Source organism: Synechococcus sp. R8-2 (genome assembly GCF_047461715.1).
In the GTDB taxonomy this organism is placed as follows: domain Bacteria; phylum Cyanobacteriota; class Cyanobacteriia; order Thermostichales; family Thermostichaceae; genus Thermostichus.
Genome location: NZ_JANSHQ010000075.1, coordinates 1 through 2,371 on the forward strand (window position 1 = coordinate 1; position 2,371 = coordinate 2,371).

At 57.7% G+C, this 2,371-nt stretch carries 2 protein-coding genes; both read right to left on the minus strand.

Annotated elements, in window-relative coordinates; translation table 11 throughout:
- Window positions 1-257: 257 nt before the first annotated feature.
- Window positions 258-1,892: a chaperonin GroEL gene (gene groL, locus NW819_RS01900; protein ID WP_011433224.1), complete on the minus strand. Its 1,635-nt coding sequence runs from the start codon at window positions 1,890-1,892 to the stop codon at window positions 258-260.
- 90 nt (window positions 1,893-1,982) lie between these two features.
- The gene (gene groES / locus NW819_RS01905) at window positions 1,983-2,294 is read right to left on the minus strand and encodes a co-chaperone GroES (RefSeq protein ID WP_011433225.1); all 312 of its coding nucleotides are present in this window, start codon (window positions 2,292-2,294) and stop codon (window positions 1,983-1,985) included.
- Between the last annotated feature and the right edge of the window lie 77 nt (window positions 2,295-2,371).

The window sequence follows — 2,371 nt, forward strand, 5'->3', positions numbered from 1 at the left end:
ACCCCCAGCCCCTCTCCCAAAGGTAGAGGGGGATCAACGTCACAGACAGTTGCGCTGCTGTTGCATGGGTATTGGGAATGATCCCGCCAGCTCGCCTGTCTTGATAAAAAATAAAAATCCATAAAAAAAAATCCATAAAAAAGGGATCCCACCAGGGGATCCCGAAAGATTCATCCAAGATGCCTGGCCAGGAAGCGAAGTGCCCATGGGCTCTTCGGTGAGCCTCAGGGATCCACCTCGCTGTGGCGGTCAACGGATTAGTAGTCGTAGTCACTCATGCCGCTGCCGCTGCTTGCCGGCGTGTTGGTTTTGGGCTCGGGCTTGTCCACCACGATTGCTTCGGTGGTCAGCACCATCCCCGCAATGGAAGCGGCGTTTTGCAGGGCGGAACGGGTAACCTTGGCCGGGTCTACAATGCCCGCTTCGAACATATCCACGAAGGCGTCGTTCTGGGCATCGTAGCCGGTGTTGAAGGGCTTGTCTTTCACCCGCTCCAGCACAATGGAGCCGTTTTGGCCGGCGTTCTCAGCAATGCGGCGCAGCGGAGCGCCCAGAGCGCGGGCGACCAGGTTGGCCCCCACCAGTTCATCGCCGGACAGGTTGGCTTGCGCCCACTCGGTTACCACCGGGATCAGGTGTGCCAAGGTGGTACCGCCGCCGGGAACGATCCCTTCTTCTACCGCCGCTTTGGTGGCGTTAATGGCATCCTCCAGGCGCAACTTGCGGTCTTTCATCTCGGTTTCGGTGGCCGCGCCCACTTTGATCACCGCTACACCGCCGGAGAGTTTGGCCAAGCGCTCTTGCAGTTTTTCTTTGTCGTAGGTGGAGTCGGTTTCCTCAATTTGGCGACGAATTTGCTCGCAACGGGCTTTCACAGCCGCTTCGTTGCCTTCCGCCACGATGGTGGTGTTGTCCTTGGTCACCGTGACGCGACGGGCAGTGCCGAAGGAATCGAGGCGAGCGTTCTCCAGCTTCAGGCCGCGCTCTTCGCTGATCACCTCACCGCCGGTCAGGATGGCGATGTCTTCCAGCATGGCCTTGCGGCGATCCCCAAAGCCAGGCGCTTTCACCGCCACCACGCTCAGCACACCCCGCAGCTTGTTCACCACCAGGGTGGCCAGCGCTTCTTTCTCAATGTCTTCGGCGATGATCAGCAGGGGACGACCGGCGCGAGCCACTTGCTCCAAAACCGGTACCAGGTCTTGAACCAGGGTGATCTTCTTGTCGGTGATGAGGATGTAGGGGTTTTCCAGAACCGCCTCCATCCGCTCGGTGTCGGTGACGAAGTAAGGGGAGATGTAGCCCTTGTCGAAGCGCATCCCTTCCGTCACTTCCAGCTCGGTGGTCATGGACTTGCCTTCTTCCAAGGAGATCACCCCTTCGCGGCCCACCTTGTCCATGGCCTCGGCAATCATACGGCCCACTTCTTCATCGTTACCGGCGGAAATGGCCGCCACCTGGGCAATGGCTTTGGAATCTTCGACCGGGCGGGCATGTTCGGCGATTTTGTCTACCAAAAACTTCACCGCCTTGTCGATCCCCCGCTTTAGGGCAATCGGGTTGGCGCCGGCAGCCACGTTTTTCAGACCTTCTTTCACCATGGCGTGAGCCAAGACCGTGGCCGTGGTGGTGCCATCCCCAGCCGTGTCATTGGTCTTGGAAGCCGCCTGCCGGATCAAGGAAACGCCGGTGTTCTCAATGTGGTCTTCCAGCTCGATTTCTTTGGCAATGGTTACCCCGTCGTTGATGATTTGGGGGGCGCCAAACTTCTTCTCCAGCACGACGTTGCGCCCTTTGGGACCCAGGGTAACGGCTACGGCTTCTGCCAAAATATCCATGCCGTGCTCTAGAGCGCGGCGGGCTTCTTCACTGAAGATGATTGATTTGGCCATAGTCAACCTCTCCGATGCAAATGCAGGTAAGGGTGAAACAGAGTCTTAAGGATTCAATCGTTCGTTGAACTGCTGCTGAATCACTGACCATTACTGAACAATGGCGAGAATGTCCCGCTCGGCCAACAGCACATATTCATCGCTGCCCAGCTTGACTTCGGTTCCGGCATACTTGGAGTAGAGCACTTTGTCGCCGGCTTTCAGTTCCATCGGGATCAGCTTGCCCTCGTCGTTGCGCTTGCCAGGGCCAACAGCAACCACTTCCCCCACCTGGGGCTTTTCCTTGGCAGTGTCCGGCAAGAAGATCCCACCTGCGGTTTTCTCGTCCTGCTGAGCGATTTTGACCAGCACGCGGTCGCCCAGCGGCTTCAGGGTAGAGACGTTAAGAGCTACTGCAGCCATGACGAATGTCCTCCGTGATCCTAAAGCACGAAGCTGAAGTTTTCATTTCCATTAGTTCCACTTCCCCGAAGGGAAGC

Bases quoted from the DNA above. Each gene is read 5' to 3' on its own strand.
- groL (WP_011433224.1), bottom strand. From the start codon at position 1,892: ATGGCCAAATCAATCATCTTCAGTGAAGAAGCCCGCCGCGCTCTAGAG.
- groES (WP_011433225.1), bottom strand. From the start codon at position 2,294: ATGGCTGCAGTAGCTCTTAACGTCTCTACCCTGAAGCCGCTGGGCGAC.